10 protein-coding genes are annotated in these 14,288 nt (G+C 64.3%); 7 read left to right on the top strand and 3 right to left on the bottom strand.

What is annotated here, in order from left to right:
* Positions 1-115: 115 nt before the first annotated feature.
* On the bottom strand, positions 116-379 hold the full coding sequence (locus BPSG_RS06035) for a hypothetical protein (RefSeq protein ID WP_033502172.1): 264 nt from the start codon (positions 377-379) through the stop codon (positions 116-118).
* Positions 380-644: 265 nt separating this feature from the next.
* Here BPSG_RS06035 and BPSG_RS06030 point away from each other — a divergent pair, with 265 nt between their 5' ends.
* From BPSG_RS06030 to BPSG_RS06020, 3 genes are all read left to right on the top strand, one after another.
* Positions 645-1,769, top strand: a complete 1,125-nt coding sequence (locus BPSG_RS06030) for a YeiH family protein (protein ID WP_026643232.1) — start codon at positions 645-647, stop codon at positions 1,767-1,769.
* Positions 1,770-2,039: 270 nt separating this feature from the next.
* The gene (locus BPSG_RS06025) at positions 2,040-3,389 is read left to right on the top strand and encodes a uracil-xanthine permease family protein (protein ID WP_080699191.1); all 1,350 of its coding nucleotides are present in this window, start codon (positions 2,040-2,042) and stop codon (positions 3,387-3,389) included.
* Between the two features lie 194 nt (positions 3,390-3,583).
* Positions 3,584-5,416, top strand: a complete 1,833-nt coding sequence (locus BPSG_RS06020; RefSeq protein WP_033502173.1) for a DEAD/DEAH box helicase — start codon at positions 3,584-3,586, stop codon at positions 5,414-5,416.
* A gap of 92 nt (positions 5,417-5,508) precedes the next feature.
* Here the strand turns inward: BPSG_RS06020 and BPSG_RS06015 are convergent, their stop codons facing one another.
* Entirely contained in the window at positions 5,509-6,297 is a 789-nt protein-coding gene (locus tag BPSG_RS06015; RefSeq protein WP_026643230.1) for an SDR family NAD(P)-dependent oxidoreductase, read from the bottom strand.
* 208 nt (positions 6,298-6,505) lie between these two features.
* On the opposite strand from BPSG_RS06015, the gene BPSG_RS06010 reads away from it, so the two are divergent.
* Entirely contained in the window at positions 6,506-9,274 is a 2,769-nt protein-coding gene (locus BPSG_RS06010) for a heavy metal translocating P-type ATPase (protein ID WP_033502174.1), read from the top strand.
* 5 nt (positions 9,275-9,279) lie between these two features.
* On the top strand, positions 9,280-10,275 hold the full coding sequence (gene msrB, locus BPSG_RS06005) for a peptide-methionine (R)-S-oxide reductase MsrB (protein ID WP_033502175.1): 996 nt from the start codon (positions 9,280-9,282) through the stop codon (positions 10,273-10,275).
* Between the two features lie 21 nt (positions 10,276-10,296).
* Here msrB and brnQ read toward each other — a convergent pair whose 3' ends face one another.
* A complete protein-coding gene (brnQ, locus tag BPSG_RS06000) occupies positions 10,297-11,775 on the bottom strand; it encodes a branched-chain amino acid transport system II carrier protein (RefSeq protein WP_080699181.1) in 1,479 nt (492 codons plus the stop codon).
* 196 nt (positions 11,776-11,971) lie between these two features.
* Here brnQ and BPSG_RS08470 point away from each other — a divergent pair, with 196 nt between their 5' ends.
* Together BPSG_RS08470 and gndA are read left to right on the top strand one after the other, a co-directional pair.
* Positions 11,972-12,730: a Type 1 glutamine amidotransferase-like domain-containing protein gene (locus tag BPSG_RS08470; protein ID WP_080699180.1), complete on the top strand. Its 759-nt coding sequence runs from the start codon at positions 11,972-11,974 to the stop codon at positions 12,728-12,730.
* Positions 12,731-12,771: 41 nt separating this feature from the next.
* Positions 12,772-14,226 (top strand): NADP-dependent phosphogluconate dehydrogenase, encoded by a 1,455-nt coding sequence (gene gndA / locus BPSG_RS05990; RefSeq protein WP_026643225.1) that lies wholly within the window; start codon positions 12,772-12,774, stop codon positions 14,224-14,226.
* Positions 14,227-14,288 lie beyond the last annotated feature (62 nt).

The raw sequence follows: 14,288 nt of genomic DNA, 5'->3' as shown, positions 1-14,288 counted from the left end.
TCTATGTGCGCGCCGTGTTGCGGCAACGAATCACCCCCACCAGTATCGCACTGGTGGGGGTGATTCGTTGCCGCAACACGGCCGCATGGTGTGTGGTGTGTCGCGTGGGGTCTGGTTACTCAGCCTGTTCGCCGCCGGCCTTGATGCCGGTGCCGTCGCCACTGGGCTCCTGCGACTTCGGGAAGTCGTTAGAGGGGTCGGACTTGCCGCAGCCACACTTGTGGTCCTTGGTTTCCGCCTGCTCGCTTGCTTCAGTGTGATCGGCCTGGCCCTGGAAGTCGAGGTCGCCATCCGAGGAAGCGCCGCATGTCGAGCCGCCATTGGCCTGACCATTGTTCATGCTGATGGATTCTTCATTGGTTTCGTTATTGTCAGTCATTGTGATGCCTTTCCTTGTGCATTAATATTCATCATACGCAGACATTATGGGGGAGTTGCGTGTGTTCGCTGAGAGTAGTCTGCCAATCCTCACAGGCAACAATCAGGTATATGTAGTACACAATGTGCCAAATTTGTTCGCTCTTCGGCAAAGCGGGGAATGCCGTCAGATGCTGGGAATCCAATGTTTTCCTGTTCTTTTGGCGGCTTGGGGTCGTACTCGGTGTTTTTGTGTGGGGCGCAAGCGGCGTATTTAAATAGGGCGTGTGAAAGAGTTTTGTATCAAATGGAGCAAACGCATTGCCACCAAGCAGATGCTGCTGATTGTCATCGTCACCCTGGCCGCCACCGGAATCGGCATGTGGCTCGCGCAGTTCAACGGGTTCAAGATTCTGGGCGCGTTGATCATCGCGCTGCTCATCGGCATGATCGTGCAGTTCCCGATCCGCGCGTGGTACACGAAAGACAACGCCGAGCGCAAGGCGGGCGTCAAGGACGCCGCAGGCCTGATCGCCAACAAGTTCCTGCGTCTGGGCATCATCCTGCTCGGTTTCAAGCTGAACCTGCAGCTGCTGTTCACCACCGGCGCCAAGTGCTTGCCGCTCGCAGCCGGCGTCGTGCTCGTCACCGTGCTGATCACCTACGGCATCTGCCGGCTGATGAAGGTCGACCCGCTCATGGCCATCCTTGTGGCGTGTGGCACCGGCATCTGCGGCGCGGCCGCCGTGATGGGCGTCTCCGGTTCGATCAAGGTCTCACCGAAGCGTGAGGAGGAAAAGGAGAACGACGAGGTCACCGCCATCGCGATCGTCGCAATCATGGGCACGATCTTTGCGCTCCTCGAGATTGCCGTGCTCCCGCTGTTCGGCCTCACGCAGGCCCAGGAAGGCTTCGTCGCAGGCGGGTCCCTGCACGAGATCGCGCACGCCGTCGCCGCCGGCGAAGGTCTCACCAACGAGCGGCTCGCCGCGCAGCAGGGTGTTGTGGATGCGGCCACCATGGCTAACATCATGAAGCTTTCGCGTGTGCTGATGCTCGTCTTCGTCGCGATCATCGTGGCGATCTGGTGGGACAAGAAGCACGGTGAGGTCCCCGCCGACGGCGGCAAGCGCAAGGTCGCGTTCCCGTGGTTCATGCTCGGGTTCATCGCGACCGCCGCGATCGGCACGCTCATGCTCAAGGCATGGCCCTCCACGGCTGAGTTCGTCAACGTGCTTGGCAACGATGTGGCGAAGGTCTTCCTCGGTATGGCCATGGCCGCGCTGGGCATCAACGTCAACTTCAAAGCGCTGAAGAGGGGCGTCAAGCCTTTCGGCGCCTCGCTCATCGCCTCGGTCATCCTCGTGGCGCTGTGCATCGGCCTCGCACTCGTGTTCTTCCCCGCGAAGTGAGTGGATTGGGTGGCCGTTGAGCGGTTGCCCGCAGACAACAGTGGAGCCCACATCCCGTTCCCGGGATGTGGGCTCCACTGTTGTCTGCGGGCGTGACGGCGCCATCGCGGGCTTTGTAACGACGCTCCTGCCCGGTTCGTGACGTGGGGGCTTTACAATGACGATGGCGTTTTTCCGTAGGGCGCATGCATCTGCCTCCACGTGGCGCCGCGAACAATACCGAGCAAGTCGGTATCGATCAGTCAAGGAGACCTTATGACCAACCTTTCGATGGCGGGCATGTTCCATTGGAAACTGCACGGCAATGGCAAGACCTTGGGACCGGGGGAGGTCGTCGAGCCCAACGAGCGCCTCACTTGGCCGCGCACGATTGAGATCGGCGCGCAGCATGTGGTAGCCATGTTCGGCGCCACATTCCTCGTGCCGATTCTCACCCATTTCGACCCATCCACCACACTGTTCTTCACGGCATTCTCTACGGCCCTGTTCCTGTTGATCAACAAGAACATCCTGCCGTCGTACCTCGGGTCCTCCTTCGGCTTCATCGCGCCAATCACGGCCGTGTACAGCTCCGGCAAAGGCATCGCCGTCGCAAGTTTCGGCATCTTGTGCACCGGTGTGCTTCTGGCCTTGATAGGCGTGGCCGTGCAATACGCGGGCGCCATATGGATCGACCGCATCATGCCGCCTGTGGTCAACGGCGCAATCGTCGCGATCATCGGCTTCAACCTGGCGCCCACGGTGTGGACCAACTTCCAGACGGCGCCAGACACCGCGCTCGTCACGCTGTTGGCGGTCGTGCTCGTGGCCGTGCTGTTCAAAGGCCTGCTGGGGCGCCTCAATATCCTCATCGGCGTGCTGATCGGCTACGCGTACGCGTGCTTCCGCGGACAGGTCGACTTCGCCGCGATCTCCGACGCCTCGTGGATCGGCTTCCCCAAATTCCACCTGCCGCAGGTTGATTTCTCCGTGCTGCCGATGTTCCTGCCCGTCGTGCTCGTGCTCATCGCTGAAAACGTGGGGCATGTCAAGTCCGTGGCCGCCATGACTGGCCATGACTACGACAACCAGATCGGCACCGCGCTCATCGCCGACGGCCTCGGCACTACCGTCGCCGGCTTCGGCGGCGGCTCCGGCACCACCACATACGGCGAGAACATCGGCGTCATGGCCGCGACCAAGGTCTATTCGACCGCCGCGTATTGGTGCGCCGCCGCTTTTGCGCTCATCCTCTCGCTGTGCCCCAAGTTCGGCGAGGTCATCAACTCGATTCCCGCCGGTGTGCTCGGCGGCGTCACGACGCTGCTCTACGGCATGATCGGCATGATCGGCGTGCAGATCTGGGTGGACAACAAGGTCGACTTCAGCAAGCCGCTCAACATCATGACCGCCGCCATCGTCATGATCATCGGCATCGCCAACTTCCAGTTCGCGCTTTCCGACGTGCAGTTCAACGGCATCGCGATCGGCTCGATCGCCGTGCTCGTGCTGTACCACGGCCTCAAGGCCATCGGGCGCGCGACAGGCGCAATCCCCAAGACCTCGTCGGTCGTGCGTGACCAAGGCAAGCCGTCCGAACCATTGCACCCCATCCAGGAAGACGGCGACCAGAACCGCTGACCGGTCTGCCCTTCCTCTCACGGGCGCGCCGCGACATCCGCGTATGTCGCGGCGCGCCGCCGTATATGCGCCCCGAGGCGCCGCTGTGCGCGGTGTGTGGTTCGTAGCGGCCTTCGGATATAGTTGACGAGTTTGCGCATATCGCGCGAATTATTCAACGATTTTTATGAAAGGCCATTGTGCCCGATTTACAGATGACTTCCGAAGAACAGGCCGACTATGACGAGCCTGAGATGACGTTCGCCGAACTCGGCGTGCCCGGCCCGCTTGTGCATGCGCTGGCCGACGAAGGCAAACGAACCGCCTTCCCCATTCAGCAGGACACCCTGCCGGATTCGCTTGCCGGACGTGATGTGCTCGGCCGAGGCCGCACCGGCTCGGGCAAGACCCTCGCCTTCACATTGCCGCTCGTCACCCGTCTGGGCGACGTGACGTACGACGACGGCGTTTCGATGGAGGATTTCCGCTCGGCAGTGCGCAAAGCGCAGCGCGACCGCGTCAAGGCTCTGCGCCACAGCGACGCGACGCCGCACCCGCGTGGGCTGATCCTGGCCCCCACGCGCGAATTGGCGAACCAGATCAACGATGTGGTGGCGCCGCTCGCCCATGTGTATGGCATGACGACGACGACCGTGTACGGTGGCGTGCGGTACAGCAGACAGATCAACGACCTCAAGGCCGGCGCCGACATTGTGGTGGCCTGCCCAGGCCGCTTGGAGGACCTCATCGAACAGGGCGCGCTGACCTTGGACGATGTGCGCGTCGTGGTGCTCGACGAGGCCGATGAGATGGCGGACATGGGCTTCCTGCCACCGATCCGCCGCATCCTCAAGCAGATTTCCCCCGACGCCCAGCACATGCTGTTCTCCGCGACGCTCGACCATGGCGTCGACGAGGTCGTGGACGAGTTCCTCAACGACCCCAAGGTGCACAGCGTCGACGAGGTGACATCCGCGGTCGATCTGATGACCCACCATGTGTTCCTCACCACGCGCAACGACAAGCCCGCCCTCGTGCGCAAGCTGGCCTCCGGGTCCGGACGCCGCATCCTCTTCACGCGCACGAAGTTCCAGGCGCAGAAGCTCGCCAAATCACTGACCCAGCAGGGCATTCCGGCGGCCGAGCTCCACGGCAACCTCAACCAGAACCAGCGTGACCGCAACCTGCAGGCCTTCGAATCGGGTTCGGTGAACGTGCTCGTGGCCACTGATGTGGCCGCGCGTGGCATCGACGTCAGTGGTGTGGAACTCGTGGTGCAGGTCGACCCGCCGGACGACCCTAAGTCGTTCCTGCACCGTTCCGGCCGTACGGCGCGGGCCGGCAAGGCCGGCGACGTGATCACCGTGATCACGCCGGACCAGCGCCGCTATGCGCGCAAACTGCTGCATCAGGCGGGCATCGACGTCAAGCCGCTCGAGGTCAAGCCTGATTCGCCGCAAGTGCTCGAGCTTGTAGGCACGCCTGCGGAGCCCGTCGAAGGCTGGACGCTGCCTCCGCTCAAGCGCGCCGAGCGCCAAGGCGCGCCGGGCAAGTCCCGCAATCGCCGCCGTGGACGCCGCGGCGAGGACCGTGGGGCGGAGCGTGAACCGCGGCGCTCACGCAGCCCGAAGGGCGGCAAGCGTTCGCGTTCCGAACGTGCGCAGGACCGCCGCGACAGCCAGCGGCAGCAGTTCACCGAGGAGCAGCGTGAGTTCGCGCAGCGGTTCCTCGGCGATGTACGCAGTGTGCGCGACGACCACCCAGCGCAGCATGACGCCGAACGGGGCCGTGATGGCGTACCGTCCGGCAAGGCGTCGAAGAAGCACAAGAAGCAGGGCAAAGGCAAGCGCAACTACGAGAACGGCGCCAAGCGCATCCAACGCAAGGAGCAGCGCATCGTGCGCGACGAGCGCGATGAGGCGGTCAAACGCCATGAGCGCCGCCTCAAAGCACGCGATGCGAGCCGCAAGGGCCGCCCCGCCGCGAACCGCAAGCGGCACACGAAGCACAAGGCTTCGGCGCCGTTCCGCACGCGCTCGCGCTCGTAATCTCCAGACATGGAGCAACGCAACAAGGCCGTACAGCCACGCGATCATGCGGCTGTACGGCCTTGTTGATGAATCCGAGACGTGGAGTTGCCTTACCGTGACGTGCGCGGCTCGCCGCCATTCATATACGCGGCGCACCGCGCGGCAAGGCGCGTTGGCACACCACGCACGCCGAATGCGGTCATCTTGGCGAACGCCCCCGCATAGGCGAGTGCGCTGCCGGCCTGCATCTTGGCGTAGGCGAACCGTGCGACCGCCTGCGGTGTGGACGGCTTGACCATCGTGAAGAAATTCCTGCCATGCATGTTGGCGGCGCGCTCGAAGCCGGTGGAGACCGGGCCTGGGCACACCACGGTGCAGGTGACGCCGGTGCCGCGCAGCTCGTAGGCGAGCGCCACGCTCAATGAGCGCACAAACGCCTTGGTCGCGTAATACATGGCCATATAGGGCCCCGGCAGTGCCGCGGCGACCGACGCGATGTTGAGGATGCGCCCATGCCCTCGCGTGCGCATCCTGCGCCCGAACCGATGGCACAGTTCGGTGAGCGTGACCATGTTCACCTGCATCATCGCGCGCATGCGGTCGTCGTCCATGCCGAGGAATGTGGTCCAGTCCCCGAATCCAGCGGCGTTGATGAGCGTGTCGATCGTCATGTGGCGTTCCACGGTGTACTGTTCCAGGCGTTCGGCGGCGTCGGGCTGCGCGAGGTCCAGCGTGATCGCCGTGACCTTGCCGTGGTATTCGCGTTCCAGATTGGCTTTCACCGCCGCGAGCCTGTCGGCGTCGCGGCCGGTGATCAGCAATTCGTCGTCATGCTGGGCGCACAGGAGCGCGAGTTGTGCGCCGATGCCTCCGCTGGCCCCGGTGATCAGTGTGGTCATGGTGGTGCCTCCTTCATGGTTCGGCTGGTTCCATGCTCCAGCGTAGCCAGTGCATGCGGTGTGCCGGCGGTTTTCAGCTGCGCGGCAACGGCGCGTGTGTCATGGGCAACACGCGGACATGGAATATGGGGCGCGCCCGCGCTGCTGTACCAAGAAGAAGCATGCAAAGCGGTGCGCTCCCTGCGCACGGTGCAACAGGAGGTGTCCGGTGATCAATGTCATCATCGTCGTGGTGGCGGTGCTGCTCAGTGCGGCGCTGGTGTGGTTCTTCTTCGCGCCCCGCCGCGCCGCGCAGTCGGTGGAGGACCACGGTGTGCAGACCGCGCGCATCATGGTGAAGGGCGGCTATGAGCCGGCGGTTGTGCAGGTGCCTGCGGGCAGCCCCATCCGCCTCGACTTCGACCGGCAGGAAAGCGGCGAATGTTCGTCGCACGTCGTGTTCCCGGACTTGGGCATCGACCGCGCGCTGCCCGCGTTCGCCACCACGCAGCTCACACTGCCGGCGCTCGCTCCAGGCACCTACCCGTTCGCATGCGGCATGAACATGCTCCACGGCGAGCTGCGCGTCACCGGTTCGGGCGGCGAAGCGCATGCTCCACAGACTCAAGCGCAGGCTGGCAGTGTGCTGCAGGGGCCGGAGCAGATCCGTGCCGCGCAACAGGCCGAGGACGACGAGCGCGCGCATGAGGCGCATGAGCTCACGCGCAGACTCATCGTCGGCGTGGTATGCACGGTGCCGTTGCTGCTGGTGGCGATGCTGCCGATGATTCCCGCAGTCGGCGCTTGGTTCCACGGCGCGCTGCCCGCATGGGTCACTAGTCCGTGGTTGCAGTTGGCGTTGGCGCTGCCGGTCATGTCCTATTGCGGATGGCCAGTGCACCGCACCGGTTGGATGGCGTTGGCGCACCGGGCACCTGAGATGAATTCGCTCGTTTCGGTCGGCACAATCGCCGCATTCGCCTATTCACTCGTCGTCACGCTGTGGCCAGGACTGGTGCCGCAAGGCGCGCGCGAGCCGTACTACGAGGCCGTTGGTGTGATCATTACCCTGATGATTCTGGGGCAGCTGCTCGAGACGCGCGCGCGTGCCGGCACAGGAGCCGCGATCCGCGCGCTCATCGGGCTGCGACCCGACACGGCGCATGTGGTGCGCGGCGGTGCGGTGACGGATGTACCGACTGACGACGTGCGTGCCGGCGATATTGTGGAGATCCGGCCGGGGGAGCGCATACCCGTGGACGGCGTGGTGACCGATGGCACGTCCGCAGTGGATGAATCGATGGTCACAGGGGAGTCGATGCCGGTCACCAAGCATGTGGGGAGCGAGGTCATCGGCGCGACCGTCAATACGACCGGGGCGATTCGCTACCGGGCCACGCGCGTGGGCGCCGACACCACGCTCGCGCAGATCATCGCGCTCGTCAAAACGGCGCAGACGTCCAAGGCTCCGATCCAACGCATCGCGGACCGGGTGGCCGCCGTATTCGTGCCGGCTGTGGTGCTGATCGCGCTGTGGACCTTTGTGGCATGGCGGCTGTGGGGCCCGATTGGGCAGCCCGCATACGGCATCATCTGCGCGATCTGTGTGCTGGTGATCGCGTGCCCATGCGCGTTGGGGCTCGCCACGCCGCTGTCGATCACCATCGCCACCGGCAAGGGCGCGCAATACGGCGTGCTGTACCGCAACGCCCAAGCCTTGGAGCGCACCTCCGCTGTGGATGTGGTCGTCTTCGACAAGACCGGCACGATCACCGCAGGCCACCCCTCACTCACACAAGCGGTGGCATACCGCGGTGCAGACGGCGCAGAGGGCACCGGTACACCACTCGATGACGCCACATTCGCGCTCATCGCCGCGGCGGAGGCCCGTTCGGAGCACCCCCTCGCCCAGGCGGTTGTGCAAGCCGCCCACGCCCGGGGTCTGGACCTGCCCGACGCCAGTGTATTCACGAGCGTACCCGGGCAAGGTGTGCGAGCCACCGTGCAGGGGCACACCGTGTATGTGGGCAACGCTGCATTGCTCGACGGCGCCCTTCCAGCACAACAGGTCGATGACGCACGCAAGGTCATGGAACGGTTCGCCGCGGATGGCGCCACGCCGGTGCTCGCCGCCATCAATGGCTCCCTTGTGGCGGTGCTCGCCGTGGCGGACACCGTCAAACCGGATGCGCGTGAGGCCATCGCGGCGTTGCATGCGCGCGGTGTACAGACGGTCATGCTCACCGGTGACAACGCCACAACCGCCCAAGCCATCGCACACCAGGTCGGCATGAGCACCGTGGTGGCCAATGTCGTGCCGCAAGCCAAAGAGCAGGTGATCCGCATGGTGCAGGACCAAGGTCATGTGGTGGCCATGGTGGGTGACGGCATCAATGATGCGCCCGCCCTGGTGCGTGCTGATGTGGGTATGGCGATGGGCACGGGCACCGATGTGGCCATGGAATCCGCCGACATCACACTCATGCACGGTTCGCCTATGGCGGTCGTGACCGCCTGGGACCTCTCTCGCGCCACCATGCGCAATATCCGGGAAAACCTCGGCTTCGCGCTGGGATACAACGGGCTCGGCATTCCCGTGGCCGCGGGCGTGCTGTATCCAGCGTGGCACATCCTGCTCAGCCCGATGATTGCCGGTGCGGCCATGGCGTTCTCGTCGCTTTCGGTTGTGCTCAACGCTAACCGACTGCATGCCTTCGACCCGACCCGTGCTAAGCCTAGACATACCACAGGGCGCCTTGCGCCCGTCACCATCGACGAGCAGGCGCTCGCCAAGCCGGCGGCGGACAACACCGCCACAACGAAAGGACACACCATGAACGATGTACATGAGGCGATTGACCCGGTCTGCGGCATGGTCGTCGATCCGGAGCACGCGGCGGACACGCGCGTCTTCCACGGCAAAACCATCTATTTCTGCAACCCCCATTGCGCCGAGGTCTTTGATCAGGACCCCGCGAAGTACGCGGACGAGGCGTGAGCGCCATGACCGCGTATGATGCGGTGCCTGCCACCGAAGCGCACGTGGCGTATATGGCCGGCGGTTGTTTCTGGGGGCTCGAACGTGCCATGCAGAACGTCGACGGCGTCACCGACACAACGGTGGGGTACGCGCAATCCAACACGCCCAGCCCCACATACCGGCAGGTGTGTTCCGGCGCAACGGGTGCCGTTGAGACGGTGCGCGTTGCCTATGACCCGGAGCGCGTGAGCCTGCGGACGTTGACGCTGCTGTTTCTGGACATCATCGACCCGTTCAGCGTCGACCGCCAAGGCAACGACGTCGGTGCGCAGTACCGTTCCGGCCTGTATCCGGCCGGTGAGCGCGCCGCCGAACAACGTGTGGTGTATGAGGAGGCGCTGGCGCAACTCGCGCAACGTGCCGGCCACGAACCGGCTGTGGAAGTGGAGCAGTTGCGCAACTTCACACCTGCGGAGCCCGAGCATCAGGATTATCTACTCGTCAATCTGGGTGGTTATTGCCATATTCCGGTGGATGTGATCAACCATATGCGTGAGCGCCAACGCTACATCGAACGTATCTGGAGCCTGACTCCCGAACAGTATGAAGTCACGCAGCACGCCGCCACAGAGGCGCCGTTCCGCAACGAATACGACCGTGTGTTCGAACCGGGCATCTATGTGGACCGCGTCAGTGGCGAGCCGTTGTTCTTCTCGACCGACAAATTCGATTCCGGATGCGGATGGCCGGCGTTCAGCGCGCCAATCGACCGCGCGTCGGTGCGTGAGGTCGAAGACTACAGCCTGCCGATGCACCCGCGTCTCGAAGTGCGCGCGACGGGTTCCAACAGCCACCTAGGCCATGTGTTCTCGGACGGTCCGCGAGAGCGCGGCGGTCTGCGGTACTGCATGAATTCGGCGTCGCTGCGTTTTGTGCCACGCGACCGGATGGCCAGTGAAGGCTATGGCGATCTGGTGGAGGCCCTGGACGCGCGGATTCGCGACCAATCCGAGGCCTGAGCCACGCCGGCGCCGGCCGAGTCAGAGTGCGCGCCGGCGTTCGGCGATGCTGATGGCGATGCCGATGACCAGACCCACTGCAGCAGGCGCGAGCCATCCCAGTGACACCTGCTGCAGGGGCAACAGCGCGCACGCGCGGTCGAGCCATTCGAGATGTGCGCCGAACACCGCGGCCAATCCGCGGATGGCGTTGGCGCCACTGGCGATGCCGGCGCCCAGAACGGTCCACAGATAGGCGCGTGGGAAGCGTTGCGTGAAGACGCGGCCGAACAGCGCCAGCGCCACGAGCACGATTGCGATGGGGTAGAGGAACTCCAGCACCGGCACCGAAAGCGCGATGATGGCGCTCAGGCCGATGTTGGCGATGGCCAAGCTGATCAGCGTGAACACGAGGCTCCATACGCGGTAGCTGACACGGTGGCCGGCCATACGGGGGAACGTGGTGTGGAAGTACGAGCTGCAGGTGGAGATGAGGCCGGTGCACACGTTGAAGCATGCGATGACGAAGACGATGCCGATGAAGGCGAGACCGACGGGGCCGAATGCGTGTGACGTGAGGTTCGTCAGCACGGTGGCGCCCGTATCGGTTGTGGGGTCGATGGCGTGGAAGGTCTCGGACACGGCGCCCACGAATCCCAACACGCCGTACACGATGATGAGCATGGCGCCGGTCCATAGGCCGCCGATGCCGGTCTCCGCCCGGTTGCGTGATTCGTCACGCACACCAAGCTCCTTGATGTTCGCCGAGATGACGATGCCGAAATACAATGCCGCGATCAGGTCCATCGTCTGGTAGCCGTCAAGGAATCCCTGAATGAGCTGGTCGTGCTTGTAGACGCCGGTCGGTGCGGTGAACGGACCGTGCGGCACCACAAGGCACGCCACGAACAGCGCGGCGATCATGACCAGCAGGATCGGCCCCATGATCCGGCCGAGCACGGCGGTCAAACGGTCAGGATGCTGGGCCACCACAAACGCGAGGGCGAAGAACACCACGGAATAGGCGAATTGCGCCCATGGGCGCGCGCCACTGGGCAGAAACGGCACGACCGCCATCTCGAACGAGGTCGACGCCGTGCGTGGAATCGCGAACAGCGGGCCGATCGTGAGCATGATCGCCACGCCGAGGATGAGTGAGAAGTGGCGGGAGACGCGCGCCGAAAGATGCGCGAACCCACCGGCACGGGCCACCACAATCACCCCGAGGATTGGCAGGCCGACCGCCGAGATGGTGAAGCCGACCAGTGCGGGCACCGCCGCGTGGCCGCTCAACGCGCCGACGAGCGGCGGGAAGATGAGATTGCCGGCGCCGAAGAACATCGAGAAGAACGTGACGGCCACGACGAATCGCTGTCTGCCGGTCAGCTGGGTGTGCTCACACTCCGGCGCCTGAGCCAATCCGGATTCGCGGCTCTGCGCAAGATCTTGTGCCACAGCGGTGGGTGTTTCGTGCGCGGGGTCGTCGGTGTGCGTGTGCTGAGATGGGGTAAGCGATGCCATTGCCGGTGGTGTCCTCATGTGTCGTATGGGTAAAGCTGTGGACTAGGGTACCGCCGCCCCGCACCCGGCACACTGGGGTTGCGCGGTGAGGGCAAATGCCACCCTGTACGGTGGTGCGGTTCGCCTTGTGCGGCATACACTGTGTGCAGGCACATTAACGGATGTGCCCCATCAGCACAACGGACCGGGGTGGGGCATGGCATACGCAGACGATTGGGGTGGCGCCGACCCTCATGCGCATGGTCGTGCGCGCCGGCTCTTCCTCATGTCGTCGCTCGTCGGCATGACGCCGGTCATCCGCCGGCTCATCCCCGACTTGGGGTGCCGGCGCATGGCGTTCATCCCAACCGCGAGCTATGCGGCCGACTACGGTGTGGCGAACCGTCTGATGCACTGGTGGTGGCGTGCCTTGGGCGTGGACGTGCATGTGGTCGACCTGACCGATGCGCGCCGTTGGCGCATCCATGACGAATTACGCCGCGCTGGCGTGTTCTACGTGTGCGGCGGCAACACGTTCTACCTCATGCACTGCCTGCAGTCGAGTGGGGCGGCCGGCATCATCCGCGAGCGCGTGGCACAGGGCGTGCCGTATCTGGGGGAGTCCGCCGGCGCCGTGGCGGCTGCGCCGTCGATTGACTACATCGCGCCGATGGACGAGCGGCCCGCGATAGCGGGGAATCGACGGTGCCCGTGCCTGGTCTCGCGCTCAGTGCATACCGGGTGGTGCCGCATGTGCACGGGCTGGCGTTGGGGCGCGAGGCCGCACGCATCGTACGTGCACATGCCGCAGATCCGCGCTTTGTGCCGCTGCGCAATGACCAGGCGCTTGTGGTGGCCGGCACACAGGCGCGGGTCTTCACGACGCGCGCGGTGCTGCCGCTTGCCATGTGAGCATGCGTTGCGTGAATTATGGCCATGCGCGGATACCCGACACGTTCGGCGCCCGACCCGTTAGAATGGGCACGGAAACTGTTGTATACGATGTGGAGGAATGGCATGACTGCACAAGCGAACGTAGGCGTGGTCGGATTGGCCGCCATGGGCGCGAGCCTGGCAAGGAATCTTGCCCGGCATGGCAACAAGGTGGCTGTGTTCAACCGGTCCTATGCACGAACTGAGCACCTCATCGACAATTATGGTGATGAAGGCACGTTCTACCCGGCCAAGACGGTTCAGGAATTCGTGGCATCGCTCGAGCGTCCGCGCACGGCGATCATCATGGTCAAGGCCGGCGAGCCGACCGATGATGTGATCAACGAGCTCGCCGATCTCATGGAGCCCGGCGACATCATCGTCGACGGCGGCAACGCGTTCTATCAGGACACGATCCGCCGTGAGAAGGAGATGAGCGCCCGCGGCATCCATTTCGTGGGCATGGGCGTCTCCGGCGGCGAGGAGGGCGCGCTGCTCGGGCCGTCCCTCATGCCCGGTGGCAGCGATGAGTCGTGGGAGCGCCTCAAGCCGATTCTCGAATCCATCGCGGCCAAGGCCGAAGGTGAACCCTGCGTCACGCACATCGGTCCCAATGGCGCCGGCCATTTCGTGAAGATGGTGCACAACGGCATCGAATATTCGGACATGCAGCTCATCGCCGAAAGCTACGACCTCATGCGCCGCGGCCTGGGCATGAGCCCGGACCAGATCGGCGATGTGTTCCAGGAGTGGAACGGCACCGAACTCAACTCGTACCTCATCGAGATCACCGCTGAAGTGCTGCACAAGAAAGACAAGAAGACCGGCCAGCCGCTTGTCGATGTGATCCTCGACCATGCCGGCATGAAGGGCACCGGCACGTGGACCGTGCAGACGGCCCTCATGCTCGGCGTGCCGGTCACCGGCATCGCCGAAGCCGTGTTCGCCCGCGGACTCTCTTCGGAGACCGAGCTGCGTGACGAAGCCGCGAAGCAGCATTTCGCCGGACCGCAAGCACTGATCGAGTTGGGCGACGACGAGCGCAAGGCGTTCATCGACGACATCCGCCATGCGCTGTACGCTTCAAAGATCATCGCCTACGCCCAGGGGTTCAATGAGATCACCGCCGCAGGCAAGGTGTATGACTGGCATATCGATCTGGCGGCGGTCGCGCGCATCTGGCGCGCCGGCTGCATCATCCGCGCCGAGTTCCTCGACCGCATCTCGGAATCGTTCGAGACCGGTCAGGCCGATGTCTCGCTGCTGTTCGCGCCGTATTTCAAGAAGGCCATCGAGGAATGCGAAGCCTCATGGCGCCGCATTGTGGCCACATGCGCCGCGCACGGCATTCCGGACCCGGTGTTCGCCTCGTCGCTCGCCTACTTCGACGGATTGCGTTCGACGCGTCTGCCGGCTTCGCTGATCCAAGGCCAGCGCGATCTGTTCGGCGCGCACACCTATCAGCGTGTCGATGAGCCAGGTTCGTTCCATATCCTGTGGGCCGAGCCGGGGCAGGAGGAGATTCAGACCTCGAAGTGAGGTTCTGATATAGGATTCTGAACACCGCTTGTGGGCGGCCACTTCATCGAGGAGTGGCCGCC

It is taken from the genome of Bifidobacterium pseudolongum subsp. globosum (assembly GCF_000741295.1).
GTDB classification, from domain to species: domain Bacteria; phylum Actinomycetota; class Actinomycetes; order Actinomycetales; family Bifidobacteriaceae; genus Bifidobacterium; species Bifidobacterium globosum.
Note: the sequence above shows the minus strand (reverse complement) of the source record. Positions and strands in the feature narration are given on the sequence as shown.